This is a genomic window from Chryseobacterium sp. JUb7, from assembly GCF_024806495.1.
Classification (GTDB): Bacteria; Bacteroidota; Bacteroidia; order Flavobacteriales; family Weeksellaceae; genus Chryseobacterium.
Genome location: NZ_JANUFF010000003.1, coordinates 244,739 through 264,729, shown reverse-complemented (window position 1 = coordinate 264,729; position 19,991 = coordinate 244,739). Strand labels below are relative to the sequence as shown.

Annotated in this window: 21 protein-coding genes; 3 read left to right on the top strand and 18 right to left on the bottom strand. The window is 35.0% G+C overall.

Going from position 1 to position 19,991, the window contains the following annotated elements; translation table 11 throughout:
- A complete protein-coding gene (locus M2373_RS08120) occupies positions 1-2,709 on the bottom strand; it encodes a Plug and carboxypeptidase regulatory-like domain-containing protein (RefSeq protein WP_259109386.1) in 2,709 nt (902 codons plus the stop codon).
- Positions 2,710-3,213: 504 nt separating this feature from the next.
- Between M2373_RS08120 and M2373_RS08115 the strand changes: the two genes are divergently transcribed.
- Both M2373_RS08115 and M2373_RS08110 read left to right on the top strand, forming a co-directional pair.
- Positions 3,214-4,095 (top strand): cupin-like domain-containing protein, encoded by an 882-nt coding sequence (locus M2373_RS08115; RefSeq protein ID WP_259109384.1) that lies wholly within the window; start codon positions 3,214-3,216, stop codon positions 4,093-4,095.
- Between the two features lie 119 nt (positions 4,096-4,214).
- Positions 4,215-4,373 carry a hypothetical protein gene (locus tag M2373_RS08110; RefSeq protein ID WP_259109382.1) on the top strand — a complete coding sequence of 53 codons (159 nt, stop codon included), beginning with the start codon at positions 4,215-4,217 and terminating at the stop codon, positions 4,371-4,373.
- A 60-nt stretch (positions 4,374-4,433) separates the two neighbouring features.
- Here M2373_RS08110 and M2373_RS08105 read toward each other — a convergent pair whose 3' ends face one another.
- From M2373_RS08105 to M2373_RS08030, 16 genes are all read right to left on the bottom strand, one after another.
- Entirely contained in the window at positions 4,434-6,158 is a 1,725-nt protein-coding gene (locus tag M2373_RS08105; RefSeq protein ID WP_259109380.1) for a hypothetical protein, read from the bottom strand.
- Positions 6,159-6,507: 349 nt separating this feature from the next.
- Complete coding sequence (locus tag M2373_RS08100) at positions 6,508-7,239, bottom strand: metallophosphoesterase family protein (protein WP_259109378.1); 732 nt, start codon at positions 7,237-7,239, stop codon at positions 6,508-6,510.
- The gene (locus M2373_RS08095; RefSeq protein ID WP_259109376.1) at positions 7,240-7,785 is read right to left on the bottom strand and encodes an RNA 2'-phosphotransferase; all 546 of its coding nucleotides are present in this window, start codon (positions 7,783-7,785) and stop codon (positions 7,240-7,242) included. It abuts the gene before it with no gap.
- Between the two features lie 13 nt (positions 7,786-7,798).
- Positions 7,799-8,764, bottom strand: a complete 966-nt coding sequence (locus M2373_RS08090; RefSeq protein ID WP_259109374.1) for an ADP-ribosylglycohydrolase family protein — start codon at positions 8,762-8,764, stop codon at positions 7,799-7,801.
- A complete protein-coding gene (locus M2373_RS08085) occupies positions 8,764-9,450 on the bottom strand; it encodes an NAD-dependent deacylase (RefSeq protein ID WP_259109372.1) in 687 nt (228 codons plus the stop codon). Before M2373_RS08085 ends, M2373_RS08090 begins: the two co-directional genes overlap by 1 nt.
- A gap of 101 nt (positions 9,451-9,551) precedes the next feature.
- Entirely contained in the window at positions 9,552-10,058 is a 507-nt protein-coding gene (locus M2373_RS08080) for an O-acetyl-ADP-ribose deacetylase (protein WP_259109370.1), read from the bottom strand.
- On the bottom strand, positions 10,048-10,956 hold the full coding sequence (locus M2373_RS08075; RefSeq protein ID WP_259109368.1) for an ADP-ribosylglycohydrolase family protein: 909 nt from the start codon (positions 10,954-10,956) through the stop codon (positions 10,048-10,050). Before M2373_RS08075 ends, M2373_RS08080 begins: the two co-directional genes overlap by 11 nt.
- A complete protein-coding gene (locus M2373_RS08070) occupies positions 10,956-11,591 on the bottom strand; it encodes a DUF4291 domain-containing protein (protein ID WP_259109366.1) in 636 nt (211 codons plus the stop codon). Before M2373_RS08070 ends, M2373_RS08075 begins: the two co-directional genes overlap by 1 nt.
- Positions 11,591-12,820 carry a TIGR02452 family protein gene (locus M2373_RS08065; RefSeq protein ID WP_259109363.1) on the bottom strand — a complete coding sequence of 410 codons (1,230 nt, stop codon included), beginning with the start codon at positions 12,818-12,820 and terminating at the stop codon, positions 11,591-11,593. Before M2373_RS08065 ends, M2373_RS08070 begins: the two co-directional genes overlap by 1 nt.
- Positions 12,821-12,996: 176 nt before the next feature.
- On the bottom strand, positions 12,997-13,470 hold the full coding sequence (locus tag M2373_RS08060) for a macro domain-containing protein (RefSeq protein WP_259109361.1): 474 nt from the start codon (positions 13,468-13,470) through the stop codon (positions 12,997-12,999).
- 2 nt (positions 13,471-13,472) lie between these two features.
- On the bottom strand, positions 13,473-13,880 hold the full coding sequence (locus M2373_RS08055) for a hypothetical protein (RefSeq protein WP_259109359.1): 408 nt from the start codon (positions 13,878-13,880) through the stop codon (positions 13,473-13,475).
- Between the two features lie 138 nt (positions 13,881-14,018).
- A complete protein-coding gene (locus M2373_RS08050; RefSeq protein ID WP_259109357.1) occupies positions 14,019-15,089 on the bottom strand; it encodes an adenylosuccinate synthetase in 1,071 nt (356 codons plus the stop codon).
- A gap of 2 nt (positions 15,090-15,091) precedes the next feature.
- Complete coding sequence (locus M2373_RS08045) at positions 15,092-15,946, bottom strand: hypothetical protein (RefSeq protein ID WP_259109355.1); 855 nt, start codon at positions 15,944-15,946, stop codon at positions 15,092-15,094.
- A 3-nt stretch (positions 15,947-15,949) separates the two neighbouring features.
- Entirely contained in the window at positions 15,950-16,285 is a 336-nt protein-coding gene (locus M2373_RS08040) for a hypothetical protein (RefSeq protein WP_259109353.1), read from the bottom strand.
- 135 nt (positions 16,286-16,420) lie between these two features.
- A complete protein-coding gene (locus M2373_RS08035; protein ID WP_259109351.1) occupies positions 16,421-16,963 on the bottom strand; it encodes an NADAR family protein in 543 nt (180 codons plus the stop codon).
- Between the two features lie 338 nt (positions 16,964-17,301).
- Positions 17,302-17,997 (bottom strand): NUDIX hydrolase, encoded by a 696-nt coding sequence (locus M2373_RS08030; protein WP_259109350.1) that lies wholly within the window; start codon positions 17,995-17,997, stop codon positions 17,302-17,304.
- Positions 17,998-18,121: 124 nt separating this feature from the next.
- Between M2373_RS08030 and M2373_RS08025 the strand changes: the two genes are divergently transcribed.
- Complete coding sequence (locus tag M2373_RS08025) at positions 18,122-18,742, top strand: DUF1579 domain-containing protein (protein WP_259109348.1); 621 nt, start codon at positions 18,122-18,124, stop codon at positions 18,740-18,742.
- Positions 18,743-18,843: 101 nt separating this feature from the next.
- On the opposite strand, the gene M2373_RS08020 is transcribed toward M2373_RS08025, so the two are convergent.
- Positions 18,844-19,983 carry a hypothetical protein gene (locus M2373_RS08020; protein WP_259109345.1) on the bottom strand — a complete coding sequence of 380 codons (1,140 nt, stop codon included), beginning with the start codon at positions 19,981-19,983 and terminating at the stop codon, positions 18,844-18,846.
- Positions 19,984-19,991 lie beyond the last annotated feature (8 nt).

The following is a 19,991-nucleotide window of genomic DNA, read 5'->3' as shown; positions in this document are numbered from 1 at the left end:
TTATTTAAAGTTAAATTTTACAGTGAACATAACTTGGCTAGGTCGAAGCTGGATTCTGGTGTATCGAATAGCATTATACTGTCCGTCCAGATCATACGTTTCAAATACTCTGCGGTTTCCGACATTCATCCACTTCAGTTCAAAATCAATTTTCTTTTTAGCCCATGAGAACTGATAAGATATATCGTAGAACGGATTATTATATTTAGCAGAACCGTTCGTTGTATTCACCTGATCCCAGTTGAATCCTATAGTATGGTTTTCAATCGGATAAAAGAATACTCCTAAATTATGATTGTATCCCTTATTTGTACCCAATGTTCCCCCACGGCTGTCCTGCTTAGTTCTTGAAAGACTCATATTATAATCCAGACTCATCCAGCTGAAATATGTATTATTAAGCTTGAAACCATAGGTCTGAGCATTGTTTTTATTTTTAAATTCTTCATCATCTAAAAATGCATCTGAAACTGATGTTGTATTACCATAGCTAAGTGATGCGTTTGTTTTGAACTTTGGAAAATATTTTCCAACCTCAACACTGAATCTGTTGCTTTTTGAATGATTTTCCTGGTTTTTATACTGCATTAATGTAAATCCTGTTGTAGGATCAAGGATCGGAGCTCCAAGCAGGTTTCTTTTGCTGTCACTTAATGAGTAATTCACATTAAAGAATAGATTGTTTAACGGGTTTCTGTATTCAATTCTTGATCCTGCAGCTGACGTAGTCGTTTGAGGGATCGGGTTATTCGGATCCATTACGTTAAAACCTGTTGGTGAAAGTAACATGTATCCTGCATAAGCTGATTTAATGTCTCCGAAGTTATTGCTGATACTTCCGTTTACACTTGCTTTCCAGAAAGATGCAAATGAATACTGAGCAAAAACGTTAGGGGTAAAAGTCGTTTTATTCAGAGATTTTGAAACACCTCTAAGCTCATCTTCGGCTTTAATATTGTTGAAATTTACAGGGAAGTTGGCAAATAAACTCCAGTTTTCAGATTTATAGTTAACCCCTAATGATGCATTAGGATTGATTTCTGTAAATCTTAAATCATTTTCATAAGCAGAGCTATTGAAGTCGGGTTGTATATCTCCCGTATTCAAAGGAACAGCTAATCCGTCAAAATTTGTATTTAACTGATCTGATGAAAAATCAAATCCTACTTGTGGAGTAAAAGTCCAGCCTTTTGTTGAAAAACTAATATTTGCAGAATGAGAAGTGTCTAAAGTTTTCAGTCTGAATCTTTGTTCGGCGATAGATCCCGGTGCAAAATTGATTCTTCCGATTAAATCTGCACTTACTTTAAAAGGAATCTGCATATAGCTGGCAGGAGAAACCTGAAGCGTCTGGCTGTCATCCTGATAATTAATAAATGACTTAAAATTCACCATTTTTTCTTTCCACGGAATGATTGTACTTAATGAATTCTGAAAAGATGAAGTTGGAGACTGTACAGATTCGTTTCCTGTTCTTCCCTCTCTTATGGCAAGCGCTCTGTCTCCGTTCCAAAACTGGCTGAAACTTGTTGTATTTTTAAAGAATCCTTTTTTTGCATTCTTGGTAAAAATTAATTCACCTTTTATTTTATCTGTATAGAAATTATTTCTTGTGCTATTGATTACTTTGGAACCATCTGAATAAGTTGTTTCTCTATAATCTTCTCTTTCTACAGCGTTGTTTGTATAATTGGCGTTTGCTTTCAGCTCCCATTCTTTTTTACTGTCGATATTCGTCAGATAATTTGCAGACAAATAATGAACATTATTCATCAAATATCTTTTTACCGGGGTATTCGGTGTACTTGCCGTTTCCACATTCAGCCAGTCATTTTGGGAAGCATTGATTCTTCTTCCTTCCCAGCCACTTCCGAAAGCTAGAATGTTCCCTTCATTTTCCACCTGCTCACCCACATTATTAGCTTTGTAATTAACCACCCATTGACTTTTCTGTCCGAAGAACATTGGGGTTAGTTTTATATTCCAAAGTAAAGGATCTGCGCCTATTCCGACCTCACCACGTCCTGTCATGGTCACTGAGTTTTTCAGTTTGATATTGATGGCTGCCTGATCAGAAGGCACTTTATCCTGAAGAATTTTTACAGGCTGGTGATTTTCCAGTACTTCAACTTTCGATACGGCATCTTTCGGAAGAGAGTTGTTGATTGTTCCGTATCCTCCTTCCATCAGGTCTTTTCCGTTGACATAGAATTTATTAATCGCATTTCCCTGATAAAGAATGGTTCCGTCTGTATTCACTTCAATACCAGGAATTTTCTTCATAACATCAGCAAGTGTTCTGTCATTTTTACTGTCGAACGCCTTCAGATCATAAGCAATGGTATCCCCTCTTGAGGTGATCATTTTTGTTTTTAACTGAACTTCCTTTATTTCTGTTGTTTCAGACTGCATTTTAAAGCTTAGCGTCTGGTCGCTGTTTGATATCTGCTGGGTCAGAGGTTTTTGGTTGAAAGCTTTCACTTTCAAATCTACTTTAGCCTCTGATGATGTAAAAGTTACTTTATATTCTCCTTTGGAATTAGAAATTCCATAAGCCAGAATAGCATCTTTTCCAGGTTCTTCAATCGTGACACTTGCACTCGGCACAGCTTCTCCATCTGAGTCTGTAATTTTCCCCGAAACCGTTTTTTGTGCGAAAGTGAGCACAGAGAAAAGAAGCATCAGAAATAAAGAAATATTCTTTTTCATAATTTATTATTTGCCTAATTAGTTAATACTAACCATTTTTTGTTACACTTTTATAGAGATGTATTTTAGGATAAAAAGTTAAAGCCCACTTATCACTACAAACATAGTTATAAATTATTGAAAAAATTTGCTTTTTTTAATTGTTCCTAAAAAAATACTACAAAAAATATCTTCTTCTTAAAGTGTATTTCATTCAAAGTCATTTATTAGAAAAAAATAAATATGAAGCACACATAACACCCTATAATATCAACTTTTACAAAATTTTTCAATAAAATAAAAGTTTTATCTTAGCAACAGAATGAATTTTTATTCAATCAATTTGTGTTTTTGCCCTGTAATATTCTTACAGGGTATTTCTATATTTAATACAAAAACTTTTATTCAAATATTTTTTATTTAGTCTAAATATTCAAAATAATGATTTGAATCATAGATTAAAATAAACTTAAACTCTGTATCATAATCTTTTATTTAATAATTTTGTAACATAAAATTTATAAAATGGGAATTAACTTAAAGCCTATAGATGTTGTAGATGATATTACTCAGGAAGAGTTTATCGAAAAATATCTAAAGCCAAGAAAGCCTGTTGTGATCAAAAACATGGCAAGAAAATGGCCTGCTTACCAGAAATGGACAATGGAATATATGAAGGAGGTAGTCGGGGATGTAGAAGTACCTCTTTATGATTCTAAAAAGGCCGATCCTGCCGCTCCCATTAACACGCCTACCACAAAAATGAAATTTGCAGATTATATTGATCTCATCCAAAGAGAGCCTACTGATCTTAGAATTTTCTTTTTTGACCCTATAAAACATGCTCCAAAACTGCTTGAAGAATATATTTCGCCAAAGGCTCTTATGGGAGGGTTTTTAGATAAATACCCAAGTATGTTTTTCGGAGGCCAGAGTTCAGTTACTTTCTTACATTTTGATATCGATTTAGCTCATATTTTCCATACTCATTTCAATGGAAGAAAGCATGTGATGCTATTTGAGAATAAGTGGAAAGAAAGGCTTTATCAGCTTCCCTACGCAACCTACGCACTGGAAGATTATGATATTGAAAATCCTGACTTCGAAAAATTCCCTGCACTGGATGGGATAGAAGGTATCGACTGTTATCTTGAGCACGGTGACACCCTGTTTATGCCGACAGGCTGGTGGCACTGGATGAAATATCTGGACGGCAGCTTCTCTCTGTCTCTGAGAGCCTGGGACAAGTCGTGGGCCGTAAAAGCACATTCTTTATGGAATCTTACGGTTCAGCGTAAGTTCGACGATATTATGAAGTCCAATTTCAAAAAGAAATACATGGACTGGAAAGAAAAAGTAGCCATCAAACGAGCTGAATTAGCTTTAAAAAGAGGCTTACCAAAATAAAATGAAAGACGTTTCACCTGGAAACGTCTTTTTTATTTTAGATACCACACTTTAATTTTTGTCTTAAAAATGGTACACTTTTAGATTAGATGATTTTAACACACCAAAAAATATTATATATGAATTCATCTACACAATCTGAAAACAACAACTCCCATTTCAACAGGGAAATTGAGAGGCAAAAAGCAATCAAAGCACTGGAAAAGGCAAAAAACATCAAAAGAAAAGTTGTTTTTCTGCCCCAGGGAGCAACGGGAAATCCCAATTTCATCAACTAGATCCACCATAAAAAATAAGCTGCACATTGTAGCTTATTTTTTTATTAAACTTCTGTAAGCTTACAAAATTCTGTAAATCGGGTATTGTCTGAGCGTTTTTTCTTCGAAATACGGTGAGTTTCTGTACACCCAATCCAGCTGAGCTGTTCCGTCGTCTGCAAACTTTTTATCGGATGCTTTTTTAGCATCGAACTTTTGTTTTAAATCTTTATCTTTTTTTAATAATTCTGCTGCCGTGTCTTCAAAAATATAGGCAGAATAATATTCTTTTTGTGCTAAAATTCCGTCGAAGAAATTCCAGTTGAAGAAAGAATCCAACGCTTCAGGTTCTAAAGTTTCAATGATATATTTTACCCCATCTTGATTTGTAGGAATAATATAATCGCCGGCAGAGAAAGTCAGATTTTTATTTGATTTGTCTACCGTTGTTTCAAAATGCAGATAGTGTCCTTCATAAGGATTTTTCACGGTTTTAAAATCATTGATTTTATACGATTCCACCCCAATAGTACTGTCTTTCTGAATCATTTTCATCTGAATCTGATTTCTTTTAAATTCTTCAATCACGCGATATTGTGACTGCGGAATTACATAATATTTCGGAATGGTGATATAACCTGTCGGAACCGCGGTTGTAAAGAGTTTTATGTTCTTTGTAAAAGGCTTATTTCTGTCATAATACAATCTTGGTTTTCCTGAAATGTCACTCGGTTTATATTTTCCTTCAAAACCTTTGAAATCCATCGTAGAATATTTTGTAGAATCGATTTTCCAGCGAATTCCGTACTGTTTTCCGGCTTGATATTGTTTTAAATTTTCAATTCGGAGCTGTTTTATCTTTTTGTAATCTTTATCTAAATTCTGAAGATTCACCAACATATATTTGTACGTTGCATCTACCCTTTTCTCGTAAGGTTTCAACATGTGCGTTTCAGGAACGGTTCCCAGAGAATTAAACAAAGTCGTGTAGCCCGTTGAATATCTTGGTGAATCTTCGAAAGAAGCAAAACCAACCTCAGGAACATCCCCATGAATATTGACATAAGGCGTACTTTCGTAACCTAGTTTCTTTAAATCTTCAAGATTTTTAGCCTGGTAATTATTGTAGAAATATTCACCCAATACATTTCCCAAACGTTCTTTGAAAGTGGAAATATAAGTAAAAGTGTACTGATAATCTGCGCCGTTACTCACGTGATTATCAATGAAAACATCCGGTTTCAGCCATTGATAAATTTCCTGAAAGCTTCTTGCATTTTTTGTATCTGCTTTAATGAAATCTCGGTTTAAATCGTAATTTCTTGCATTTCCACGGAAACCATATTGTTCCGGGCCGTTTTGATTGGCTCTGGAAAACGAACCACGATTCAGCATTCCGCTTACATTGTATGCAGAAATGGCTGCAATTACAAAATTCTGTGGCGTTTTGATTTTCTTTGTTGCCAGATCGCGCATCAACATCATCGTTGCATCAATGCCGTCAGGTTCACCCGGATGAATTCCGTTGTTGACGAAGAGAATTGCTTTTTCTTTTCTTAGCTGATTTAAATCTTTTTCCGGAAATGGATTGTAAATAACCACATACATTGGTTTTCCATTGTCATCTTCTCCTTTTTTTAAATATTGAATGGTATTAAAATTTTTCGCTAAATTTTGATAATACGCATTCATCTCGTCGTAAATAACGGTCTGATTTCCATTTCCTTTTTCGAAAGGTGTCTGGAATTGAGTTTGTGCAAAAAATAATGATGAACTAAGGAAAAGTAAAAGATATTTCAGTTTCATTGAGATGATATTTCAAGCTTCAAAATTACTTTCTTTTTCTAAAACTGAAAAATCAATGAATTTTTTTAACGCAGAGGTGGCAAAGATTTTATTTAAAGTTGTTCTGCATATTTTTCGTTCGCAAAGGCGCTTCACTTAGCAAAGAAAAATAAACACAATGTTTGTCATTCAGAGCGGAGCAAAGTGGAGCGTGGAATCTAAGCTATTTTTTCTGCCTGGATCCCTAACGGAATGACAAACTTGATGTATAATTTATTTTCCACAGATTTCACTGATTTACACAGATGATTATGCATATTTTTACAGTTAAAACATAAAGATCTGTGAAATTTGTGGAAATTATTTCAATTTAATTATTCCTTCCTTTTTCGTCAGGATACAAAGCCGGAAGCGGGTCGCTTTGCCAGAATTCTTTGGTTTCAACATCCATCATCGTAAGAGAACCCATAAAAGCAGCGCCTGTATCTAAATTCCAGACATTGGCTTTGTTGACAGGCTCTTTGATTCCCAAATGTAAAGTTGGTGTATGACCGATGAAAATTTCTTTGTACAAGAGCAATCTTTTCGGATATAATTCGGAGTTTTTAGACAGTTTTCTATCCATAGCGACTGCAGTTTCCCATAAAGTTCTGTCCCAACGGTAATTGCTGGAATACACCTCTTTTTCAGGACCATGCATAGAAGAATAACCGGCATGTATAAACAAGCGGTTTTCTTCATCAACGTAATAGTTTTGCATCCGTTGAAAAAACTCCAGATGAGTTTCCAACTCTTCTAAACTGTAATCAGAATAACTGTCAACTGTGCTTTGTCCACCATTAAAAAGCCAGACATCAGGGGCGGTTCCCAAAGAAAGCCAGTCTTCCGTCCATGCATCATGATTTCCTTTGATGAAAATACATTCCTGTTTTTCGGAAAGTTCGATTAAAAACTGAATGATTTGGGAAGATTCACTCCAGCCATCGACATAATCTCCGAGGAAAATTAATTTATCATTTTCAGTGACGTTGGCTCTTTCCCAAACCTGTTTCAGTGCTTTAAATCCTCCGTGAATATCTCCTATTGCGAATGTTCTTTTCATTTAATTTGAAATATATTTTGCATCAACAAAATCGGTAAGCCAGACATTATTTTCTGATAGATAAAACTCGATTCCGTCTTCAGACATTTCCTTTGTTTTAATAATCAGAATAACTGGTTTTCCGTGGCGCATTCCGACTTTGGTTGCGGTTTCTTTGTCCTGACTTAGATGAACGTGCTGCCGATTTCTTTTTTCAATCCCATTTTCTAAAATGGAATCGATATTACTTTGAGCCGTTCCATGATAGAGAAATTCCGGTGGTTGTTGCGGTTTCAAGGCCAGATCAATATCAATTGAATGCCCCTGATTTGCCCTGATCCTTGTTTTATCTTCATTAAAAATAAAACGTTTTTTATCGTTGGTTTCTACAATTTCTTCGAGTTCTTCAAAGGTAAGACCCTGATGGGCATCTCTTTTTGATTTTGTGATTAATTCGTCAACATCTGTCCAGCCATTTTCATCTAAATTTAGATTGATGATTTCTGGTTTATGTCTTAGAACTAAACTGATAAATTTGCTTATTTTTTTCTTTTGTTGTTCGTTCATGGTTTATGTTTTTTTATTTCATTAATTTTCTATCTAATATAATACAGAGTTCTTCTATATCTTCTTTTCTAGCAAGCACGGAAACCCATTCCTCAGGAATATCTTCAACCCCATAATAAATTCCGGCAATTCCGCCTGTGATCGCTCCGGTAGTATCGGTATCTTCTCCTAAATTGACAGCTTTCAACACAGCTTCAGAATAGCTATCAGAATTTAGAAAACACCATAATGAGGCTTCCAGACTATGAAGAACGTAACCCGAAGAGCTTATTTCCTCTTCCTCCAAAGTATGTAAGGGAACTAAATCATATTCACCAATTCTTAATTCTAAAATTCTGTGGAATTTATCCATTTCCTCTTGGGAACAGATAGGATTGTTATCCAAAAATTCACGAACTGTTTTCTGCATTACTTCATAAGCTTCCCATTTATCTTTTCCTTTCAGAATTTCCAAAGCAAATTCCAAATATATAAAACATGCCAAAACAGAACGTATATGTCCGTGGGTGATGCTGGAAACATCTTTTACAATATCGAAACGTTTTTCAATCGGAAAATCTTTAATGTAAAATAATAAAGGCAAAATCCTCATCAGAGAACCGTTTCCATTATCAAATTCCGAAGTTCCTCCACATAAAGTCGGAGAAATTCCTTTACTGATTCTTTGAATCGCTTGTGAAGTTGCAATTCCAATATCGAAAACGTGTCCATGCGGTGTCCAAATTTCCGCATTATACCATTGCAGGAATTTCAGAGCCATATCTTCCAGATAATATCCATTGCAAAGACTATCTGCCAGACATAATGTTAAAGAACCATCATCACTCCACGTTCCTGCAGGTTGACGATGGGTTCCTAAAGCTCTCATTTTTGTAACAGGTGAACGTTTTAACTGTTCTCTACTTCTGAATTCCACCGGAACACCCAACGCATCACCGATACAAACTCCGAAGATTCCTGCTTTTACAATGTTTTCCATTAGGCAAGATTTAACAATTTATCGTACAATAATTTCATTCCTTTTGTTGCCGTTTCTTTCATCACAACCGCTCTTTGTCCGTACCCGAAACCTGTTTCGTTGGGATTGATGACAATTAAAAGACAATCATCTTTAATATCATGAAGCAATCCCGCAGCCGGATATACCTGCAAAGAGGTTCCAATAACTAAGAAAATATCGGCTTCTTTAGCTTTTTTGGTTGCCTCCTTCATTAATGGAACATCTTCTCCGAACCAAACAATGAAAGGTCTTAACTGAGCACCGTCTTCCGCTTTATCACCGATATTGATATCTCCTTTTTGTTCGTAAATCAATCCTTTATTATTACAAGAACATGATTTGAACAGTTCTCCGTGAACATGTATGATATTCGTGGAACCCGCTCTTTCGTGCAGATCATCAATATTTTGTGTGATAATCTGAACATCGAAATGTTTCTCCAAATCGGCAATTAATTTGTGCGCATCATTCGGCTCCACTTCATGAAGCTGGCGACGTCTCTGGTTATAAAATTCCAATACCAAAGCTCTGTCTTTTCGCCATCCTTCCGGACTTGCTACATCCGTTATACTATGATTTTCCCAAAGACCATCTCCGTCTCTGAATGTTTTTATTCCGCTTTCGGCACTGATTCCTGCGCCGGTTAATATGGTTAATTTTTTCATTTGTTTAATTTTTAATCTCTCGCAGATTTAGCAAATTATGCAGATTTTTAATCTGAAAATTAAATCCATCTTTGAAATATTTAAAATCGAAATACTTGAATTTATTCCAATAATTTTTTATAAATCTCTTCATTTTCATCTCCAAAACAGACAAAAATTACTTTTTCAATGTTGTTCGACTGAAATTTTCGCACCTCATCAACAGCAATTTTTGCGGCCAGTTCTTTTGGAAAGCCATAAACTCCGGTACTGATTCCGGGAAAAGAAATTGTTTTCACCTCTAAACTATCGGCCAGTTGTAATGAATTTTTATAGCAATTCGCCAACAATTCGGAGCTTTCTTCTTCATTATCATTCCAAACCGGACCGACGGTGTGAATGACATACTTTGCAGGAAGATTTCCGGCTGTGGTTACAACAGCTTCTCCTGTTTTACATTTTCCCTGTCGGTTTCTGATCGCTCTGCATTCTTCCAAAATGGCGTCACCACCCGCTCGGTGAATCGCTCCATCCACTCCGCCGCCACCCAATAAGGATGAATTCGCAGCGTTCACAATAGCGTCTGCTTTAATTTTGGTGATGTCTCCTAAGGTTACTTCAATTTTCATAATATTTAGTTTTAAATGGTTGTTCAACATTTTTCGTCCAATCCTGAACTGAATTTTCATCGCAGCATAAAATGCTTATTCCTCCAGCCATCGCACAGGTTGTATCTCTGTCACCCAACGCAGAAACGGTATTCCAAAGACATTCTTCAAAATTGTTTCTGTATCTCGAAAGCATCCAGATAACAAGCGGAACAGTATCCTGAGCGGTCATTTTAATTCCGTTTCCTAAGGTTTTAACCAATAATTCAATACTTGGATTTCCATCTAAATATAAGGCTTTGTTCAGCTTACTTTTCATATCAGAATCAATTAATTCATCCTGAATTTTCCGAATAAAATCCTGCTGATTAAGTTTTAATAATCCTAATTTCTCCAGAACGGCAAAAGCTGCAGCCAATGCTATTGCTTTTGTTCCTTCGATCGCTTCTCTGTTCGCATGAGTTACTTCACAGGAAAGCTCTGCATTCAATTTAAGCTTATCAAAATCATTATAAAAATAAGCTCCAATCACCGAAGCTCTCATCGCACCACCATTTCCCATCGAACCTTGTCCTTCAAACTTTGAGTAAGAAACTTCTTTCCAGTTTTCTCCACTTTTTATCGCTCTGAAATATTGATGCATCGAAGGTCCATACCCTCTGTTGATATCTAAATAATAATTTCTTGTAAACTCTTCTGCTAAAAAATCCTGATTGATTTCTCCAAATTTTTCCAAAGATTTGAAAACAGCAATCGCCATAATCGTATCGTCAGTAAAATCTAAAGAACTTTCAGGAATGATTCTTTGATGAATATAAGATTTCATCAAACTTTCTTCCCCGAAAAAACATTCTCCAAAAGCATCGCCTATGGAAATTCCCATAAGTGACATTGAAGGCAGTAAGAGTTTATCTTTCATTATTTTAACCTTAATTTCTTATTTAAATCTTCATCATCAAAAAGCAATGCTTTTTCTTCAGGAATCATCAGACTATCTAAATCATCATTCAATACAAATTGATGCTGTTCTTTTACAAAATCTGAAATATTTTCAATTAAAATTAAATCATCTTTAGCAAAAGAACGGGTAAATTCATTTCTCAATCCAATCTGAATCGCTCTTCTTTCCAGTTTTCCGCCAAAAGGATCGTGATCCGGATCCCATTGCAGTCTCGCAGAAGATTCTTTCACCTGATTTTGCCATTCTTCTCTGGAGATTCCCAATCTGTCGTTGTATGAAGAATAAACAGCATTTTCAAGATACTTTTTAAAAGCATCTATTTTTAAGTGAATTGCCAAAACATATTCCTGACCTTCCTTCGTTCCCCAACCATTTCGGTATATCATCCAAAGAAAATTTGGTTTTATCCAAGTCATTCTTCCTAAGCTGAATGCGCCGCCAAAATATTGATTTTTAACTGCAAATTCACCAATTTCTTTTCGATACGACTGATAAACAATGATTTTTTCATCATCATATTGCGCCATGATGTGATGCCCTTTTTCAGGCCAATCCAGTAATTGTTCTTTATATTTTTTTAATTTGACTTCCATTATATTTCTTCGAATGGCTGTATCATTTCCTCCTTCTTCGAGAGAATCGCAAAAACCACTCTTTTAAATTTATTTTTATATTTTCCGTGAAGGTGTTTTTTAAATAATTCCGCAATTTCTTTCGGATCATTCTTGAAAACTCCACATCCCCAAGCTCCTAAAATCAAGGTTTCATTTCCCTGATTTAAAGCCAAAGCCAACATTTTATCTGTTCTCACATCCATTGCCCCGAAAATCTCATGAGCTCTTTCCGGTTCCTGACGTTTTACAACACCTGCATTTACAGCGGGAGACGTTATAAAATTACATAGAACAGGTTTCGGTAACAATTCGCCTTTATCTTTTCTGAAAACCGGAACTTTCGGGCTGTAAATCATCGTATCTGTATAAAAACAAGATTCCATTTCGCGATGAATTTTGTAATAATCCCAACCCTGAAGCAAGCTTTCATGCAACCCGGAAGTTCTCGCCAAACTTTCTTCCTGAGCTTCGGCTCCGTTGATGAAACCTCCGCCCGGATTTTTCGCTGATGCGAAATTCAGACACATCAATTTCTCCTGATTTTCTTCTTCGGCTAATTGTAAAATTGCTTTTAAAGAACTGCATCTCCAGACTTCAAACTGAGTTTCAAAACTGGTTTCCGGAAGTTCATTTTTTGTTATTTTTGAAAGTTCCTCCGGTGAAAACAAAATGGTTCCTTTTGTGGAAATTTCCAGTTCGTTTTCTATATTTATTTTTTCGTTGTGTTCGTTTATATAATATTTCTTGGCAAGGATTTCTAGTGTATCTTTTGCCATTCCTTTATTGGTCATCGTTAGTTTTTTTATGTTTAATAGTAAATTTTCTACATCAGCATTCGCAGGTTCTTTAAAATCTTTCCCTATAAATACTTTTGTCACTTTAATATTTCCTACAATTGCCTGATTAAAAATATCCAATTCTTCCGAAGGAATCCATAATTCGTTGTGATTTTTGGCTCCGACATTTTGGGCAGGATATTTATTCACTTCATCTTCCAGCACTTCAAATTTGGTTACAAAACCGAGATAATTTCCAGCTTCATCTCTCGTGTTCCATTTTTCTGCGATTTCGGAAGCGTAGTCTTCATTTAAAACGGGATAGAAAATGGGTTGCCATTCCAATCTTGGAGGAAATTTTTTGAAATTGTTTTCTATAATTAAAAGCATTTCTTTTTCTCCGACGGGTCTGTATAGTGTTCTTGTTTTCATGGTTGTGCTTTTTTTATATTTTTAATTTGTTTTTTAACTCAAGGGGCGCAAAGTTTTTTGTAAATTATTCTGTTGATTTTTAAGTTCGGAAAGGCGTTTGACTACGTCGAATCTTCGATTTCACTTAACGAAGCTCGCAAAGGATTCTTTATGTTGTCAAATTTCAAGTAATTATTTTATTCAAAATCATAAACATATACTTCCAAGTTATTTGTTAGCAAAGTTCTTTCGATAATTGGTTCAATTTCTTCCCATTTTCCACCTGCTAAACCACAACCAATTCTCGGCATATGAATACTTGCATTTAATTTTAACGCTTCGTCTGCTAATTTTTCAAGACACTTTTCAACTTCTTCATATCTGATAGGCGGAATTCCTTTCGAATTAGAAATCGTTTTATGCTGACCGATCATATTACAAACCCAAAGATCATCTTCAACTTTAACCATTTGAATTTCTCCAAGGTTAAAGTTTTCACCGTTTTGAAACCATTTTCTATATTCATTTTCAGGCTTCTTCCATCGATTTGAAATGGCTAAAACAAAACCTTTTCCCCAACCTCCAATATCATTGCAGATATGGGTAATGATCTTATTTCCTTCAGTTTTCGGATTTGTTGCGTCGCCTTTTAAATATTTAATCGTTTTCATGTTTATGTGATTTTTAGTTTACCCAAACTGAGACACTTTTCAATGTTTTTTAATGTTCCGCTTTTTCTTTTTTCATCGGTATTAAAATCAATCGCTAAAAAATGAGTACAAAGATCAATTCCGAACATGTCTCTTTCATAATTCGTCATAAATCCTCCAATTACATTCCATTTTTCCGCCTTTGTTTTAAAAGCATTAGCAAAATATCTTGGTCTTTTTCCGACATGAAGAATCGTTACGTTTTCAGTTTTATCCTTTAAAAATTCCATCATTAAAGTATCAGTTCCTGAAAAATCCCCAATAATAAATTCACATTCGGAAAGGTTTAATTTTTTTATTGGTTCGAGATAAAATTGATGAAAATTTTCCCACGACAAATTCCCATTTCCAGATACATATATTTTTTTCATCGTTGTGTTTTTTATATTCTTTTTATTTAAGTTTTGGCTAAAGCCTTTCAATTTATTTTTAACGCAAAGGCGTTTGACTACGTCGAATCTTCGATTTCACTGAATTAAGATCTCAAAGAGTTTTCATGATATTAGATTTCAATTAATTCTTTTAAAATCCTTAGAATAAGGTGAATAAGATCCAAAAACAGAATCAAATTTCACCTTTAGATTTTCTATTTTAAATGTTTCATCCAATTGATCCAGACAAGTTACCACCAGATTTTTCTTTTGAGTAACAACATAAGCTTCATCTAATTTCAAAGCGTAGTTTAACAAATCATAATCCAACTCTCCGAAACGCAAATCCTTTTGAAATTCATTAAAAGTACAGGTTTCTTCTTCATTATTTTTCAGGTTTAATGATTTTTCATTGCTCATCCATCCGCTTCCGTGTCGTGTTGAGTAGCTCCTCGTCACGTAAAACATTTCGATGTCTTCAACTTTTAATAACTGACAGATTTCATAGGCATTTTTTGAAGTGGTATTTGCAAAAGTCACATTTGGAAAAACCCCGTGATCCATATCCAATAAAATTCCTTGGCTGCCTTCAAAAATAAGATGATTAAATGATTTTAAATACTCATAACCTTCTATTTTCCAGTCAATATCATCAATCGCTTCTAAAAAATCCTGCAACGCATTTTCAATTTCTTCTCCTTCTTCAAAACCGTAATAATTGGCAATTCCTTTTAATTTTTCAATCAACATCGTTCTTGGAGCAATTAAATCGATGGCAAATAATTTAAACGGACTTTCATTTCTCTTCATCGTTGCACCCACTCCTTTTCCGCATGTTCCGTGTTCTAAATTTTTGATATTTTTTCTGTTATATAAAACATCAAAAGGTGTCGTTACTTTTGCCAAAGGATGGATTGTCAATTCAATATTTCCATTTTTCTGAATTAATTCTTCCCTTTCGTTGAATAAAAACGTCGGGTGAATCGTGCAATGTTCTGTAAAATACGAAGGCAAACCACGCAGCGCACCACTCGCAAAGCTGGAATGAACGTGCTTTTTATCATCAATTATCACCGTATGCGCCGCCTGCTGACCTCCTGAAAACCGAATAACTACAGACTCAGGATGTTGCTGAGCCAGAAAATCGGTTGTGATGCCTTTACCTTCATCCCCAAATCCCAAGCCTATAATTATTTGTGCTGTTTTCATTTTTAATACATTTGAATATTATCTAATCCTAAATTCTCTGTGGTTTTCGTAAAGCTATCTTTAAATTTACTACAAACCACATCTTTAATCACTTTCGGAACATCTCTGTAATCCTCGATAGATAAACAGTTTTGTCCTAGTAAATCTTTCCAGCCTTTATCTGCATTCACCGCTTGTCCGGAATGCAAAACGCTGATGTGAAAAACTTCATATTTCTTCTGAGCTTCCGCCAACAGTTCCGTATGTTTGAAAGTCTGTTGACCCGTTCCCATTAATTCTCGGATCGCAGAAGCAGGAAGTGTTTTCAAACAAGGTTCGTCACCAACAGTGAACAATAATCCTTTTTGGTTTCTCTTTTCAAAAGCATCTGTTCTTGTGTGAAAAGCCGCAAAATACCAAGCCAATAAATAACTTTCTCCTGCATTTCCTCCACCCCCGGACTCTATGTAAGTTCTTGTTAACCACATATCAAGCTCTTCATCTCCCGATTCAAACTGACCAACCTGTAAAGGATAACCGTCACATTCATGATCTCCGATTCCCAAGAATAAAAGTGCCGGATCCGGAACACCACCCTGGATAATTCCGCCCATTAATTTTGGAAGACCTTCTTTAATCAAATCATAAGGAATATGTCCCATACTTCCCGTTACGTCCAGTCCTAAAATAATAGGAACTGAATTTGGATGAACCGCAGAATCTCTTGATTCTCTGAAAGAAATACCATGTGGATTCATAGATTCATGTGCCTTTCTTTTTGCATTCTGAGTGAAAATTTCACTTGCAGATTTTGATGCATATCCTGCTTTCTTTGCTCTGTCAAAACGAGCGTCCATGTCGTATCTTGTACCTCCCATAACTTAAAATTTTTTACCAAATAAATATTCGAATCTTGTTCTTGTTAATTCCAATTGAATATTTAAATTTCTGATGATTAATGATAATTCAATGTCTCTCTGAACGAATGCTTCCGGCTGAAAATCAGCGAATGTCAAACTGTTTTTGTCTAAAGGACTGATGTCGATCAAGCCTTCCTGCTCTCTTTCCAGTCTTTTGATTTTCAGTTCGATATCTTCTACTCTCCGCTTGTAAATCAGCTCTGCATCTTCTCCGATAATTCGGGCACGGTCTTCTCTTATCTGGTCATTATTTCTTTGTAACGACTCGATGAATCTGGGTTTTAAGTCTTCTTCCATAATTCATTTTTATTTGTGTTGTTTTTACGCTAATTAAAAACTGCATGGTTTTGCTTTGATTCTTTTCGAATTTCAATAATAAAGATTAGCTAAGATTCTTTTTAATATTAATATTTTGTGTTTGGTCTTGTGTTTTTACCCTCTTAATTCATCCCTAACTTCCATCAAAGCAAATCCCAACAGATTTTCTCCGTTCCATTGCGATGGATCTTCTGCTCTTGGATCAGTTTCCAACATTCCGATTCCCCAAATTGTATCGTATGGACTTGCTTCTATCAAAATTCTATTATTTGTTGAAAGCAAAAATTCTCTAAACTTTTCATGTTGTGAAAACTTCAACAGATTTCCCTGTTTTACGATTTCATATTTATGTTCATTCCAACGTTGAGGATCAAAGTTTTTGACTTTTCTTCCTAAACTTTTTGCCTGGTTGGGAGTTTCTGCAATTAAAATTCGTTCTAAAATTTCGTTATCATTAAATAATTTAGCCTTTCCGGCCATCATATAATGCTCGGCAGTTTTATAGCTTATTCCATCTTCTTTAAACTCAAATGGAAACCACTGGCTGAAACATGCCTTTGTAATTTCATCTTTCATTGTATGTCCCCAGAAAAATAAAAAATCTAGCTTTTCTTTTTTCTGAAATCTTGCAATGGTATTTTCTATCGTGTATTTCATGATTGCGTTATTATTACACAAATGTAAAATATTATAGTTTTATCATCCAAATATATTTGTGTTAATTTTACACTAATTATTACAAACTTTTGATTTACAGTGACTAAAATTACTATCCTGAAATATCAATTGCTCAAATGTTTTTTACAAATGATACGAACTTAAATATTTATTGTTAAAATTTAGATGAAAATATAATTTTGTTTTCACGAAGCAGGAAGAATCTCAACTTAAATTTATTGATTCTTCATTCCACTTCACTTCATTTTGGATGGCAGTGGAGAAGCAATCCATTGGTAGAAATTTATAAAAAACTCGCGAAATTTGTTTTAATAAAACTATTTAATTTCAAAATAAAAGCCCTGTTCTTCCAATTCTTTATATTTTTCTTCATTGAAAGTAAATAATTTGCCGGGTCTGCCGCTGCCTTCTTTTTTTAAAGTATTTGTGTCATTCAACAATCCGTAGCTCATGATTTTTTTACGGAAATTCCGGCGGTCGATTTCTTTTCCGATAATCGTTTTATATAAATTTTCTAAATCTGAAAAAGCAAATTCGTCGTTGAGAAGATTAAAGCCAATCGGCTGATACTGGATTTTTGTTCGAAGTCTTTTTAACGCAATATCAATAATTGTTTGATGATCAAAAGCCAGTTTCGGAAGTTGATTGACGCTGAACCATTGCGCATCCTCAGCATCGGAATCAGCAAAAAGCTCATGATAAGACGGATTCACAAGACCCAAATAAGCTATCGAAACAACCCTGTTTCTCGGATCACGACCTACGTTCCCAAAAGTATAGAGTTGTTCCAGAAAATCGGGTTTTATGCCGGCTTCTTCGTGCAGTTCTCTTTTTACAGCATCATCAAGATTTTCATCATCAAGAACAAGTCCACCCGGAAGCGCCCAACCTCCTTTGAAAGGTTCAATTTTTCTTTGAATCAACAAAAGCTGCAGATCTTTTTTATCAAAATAGCCGAAAATAACTGCGTCTACAGCAACTTTTATATCCTGTAATTTTTTTGGAGACTCCATTGTATTAATTTGCGTTATGAATACACAAAGTTAAGCTTTAGAACCATCAATATCAAATTTAAAATAAAAAAACTTTGCTTTATTATTTTCATTAAATTTATAATCAACTTAAAACTAAACGATTATGAAAAATTTATTATTTGCAGTTTGCACTGTTTTTCTGTTGGTAGCTTGCGATAAAGTGAAAATGGATGTAAAAACAACAAAATCCGAAGAGTGGAAACCCGTAGATTCTGCAACCACAACTAAAGCTTGGATGGATTTTGCAACTCCGGGAGAAATGCACAAAATGTTGGCGAAATCCGACGGAGCATGGGCCGGCGAAAACACGATGTGGATGGAAAACGGCGGAAAACCAATGACAAGCACTTCGGAAGTGACCAATAAAACAATTTTTGGAGGACGTTATCAGGTAAGTGAGCACAAAGGAAATTTCATGGGAATGCCTTTCGAAGGAATGAGCATTACAGGTTATGACAACGCCAAAAAGAAATTCATAAGTAACTGGATCGACAATATGGGAACGGGAATTATGAATATGGAAGGTGAATGGAATAGTTCAACAAAATCAATCGAGTTTAAAGGAAAAATGACCGATCCGGCAAGACCCGGAAAAAATTGTGACGTAAGAGAAATTTACACATTCGTTGATGATAATACCCAAAAACTGGAAATGTACGGGCCAGATTCTAAAACCGGAAAAGAATTTAAAACTATGGAAATAAAGTTCACGCGTAAAAAATAATTTATACTTCCAGACACATATTAATAACTTACATAAAATTATGCAGGTATTCAATGTACTCGTCAATAATAAAAAAACGCTTCATCAGAAGCGTTTTTTATTTAGTTGGTTTCAGAACCTGCAATGCCAGGGACAATATTATTATTTAAGTACCCTACATTATATTCCTGAGAAGTCCAGTTTCCTGTTTTTGAATTAAAAACATATATTTTGTGATCATATCTGTCTGTAAATATGAAGTTTCCGTTGGAAGCAGTAACGTCAGGAGCACTTAAATTATTGTTGTAGTAAGCAATATTAAACGTCTGTGATTTCCACTCCATTGTTTTAGTATTATAAACATTTACTTTATGCTCGTATTTATCAACAAATGCAAAGTTACTTCCTGAAGCAACGGCTGTAGGTACTATATTGTTATTGGTATAGCCTATATTAAATTCCTGCCCCGACCACGTTCCGTTCGCATAATTAAAAACATACATTTTGTGATCATATTTGTCAATAAATAGTGTACTTCCATTGGATAAAGCAAATATTGAAGGAATTATGCTATTATTAGTATATCCTGCACTGTACGTCTGTGAAGACCAGACTCCAGCTCTGGAACTAAATATGTAAACTTTACCGTCATATTTATCTATAAACATAATATTTCCATTCTTCGCTGTTACTTCAGGAGTGATATTATTATTGGTATATGCAACGTTATATATCTGAGAAGACCAATTCCCTGTCCTGGAATTCAAAACATAGACTTTACTGTCATATTTATCTGTAAAAAAATGATTGGTACTTTTCCCTTCAACGATATCATCCCCGATAGAAGAACTGGGAGAAGAAATATCAACTTTAGATGCCGTCATTGCATAAGGAACGCTCATAAGCTGGTTGGTTCCGACACTGGTATAATTGGTTCCGCCGGTCGGGTCTATTTCCACTTTAATAAATTTAGAATTGACGGCCCAATTGATTCCGGAAAATGTTCCTGAAACCGGTGTTCCCTGCCCTATGTTTAAATTTATTAATCCTTTTGAATTTGTGGTTTTGGTATGTGTTTCCGTATAAAGGTTAGCTCCTGAAACGGCATTATTTAAGATACTGATTCGCACAGAGACATTTCCGTTAGTCACAGGATTTCCCGAAGCATTAAAAGCAATAGCCTGATAAGTAAATCCCTGAGGAACCTGTGCAAATACCACCGCTGTCGTTAATGCAAGTAAAAAAGTGTATAATCTTTTCATGATGTTTG